Origin of the sequence: Paracoccus sp. S4493, from assembly GCF_000967735.1 — a bacterium.
GTDB classification, from domain to species: domain Bacteria; phylum Pseudomonadota; class Alphaproteobacteria; order Rhodobacterales; family Rhodobacteraceae; genus Paracoccus; species Paracoccus marcusii.
On sequence record NZ_JXYF01000454.1, the window covers coordinates 1 to 442 of the forward strand.

General features: G+C 64.5%; 1 pseudogene. It reads left to right on the top strand.

From position 1 onward, the window contains the following. Positions 1–332, top strand: a pseudogene (locus TW83_RS18380) (ribosome biogenesis GTPase Der); the annotation flags it as partial. Positions 333–442: the final 110 nt, after the last annotated feature.

Genomic DNA, 442 nt, shown 5'->3' on the forward strand with positions numbered 1-442 from the left:
CCCGCCTGAACCAGTGGCTGGGTGCGATGACCGAAAGCCATCCGCCCCCGGCCCCCGGCGGCCGTCGCATCCGCCTGCGCTACATGACGCAGGTCAAGACGCGTCCGCCTGCGTTCATCGTGAAATCGACCCATACTGACCAGATCCCCACCAGCTATCAGCGGTATCTGATCAATGGGCTGCGGACCGATTTCGACATGCCAGGTACGCCGATCCGCCTGTTTTTCCGCGATCAGGGTGGCGAGAACCCCTACAAGGCCAAGGCCACCAAGATCGTGCAGTCCGGTGCGCTGTCCAAGCACAAGCATCGCCAGAAACCCAAGGGCAGCTGATCCGGCTCAGCTGGCCGCGCGGATCAGCACCGTGGCCATCGCGCTGATCCCGATGATCGCGGCCAGCGCGATCATGGGATCGCTGCCCATGGTCGAGATGGCCAGCCCGC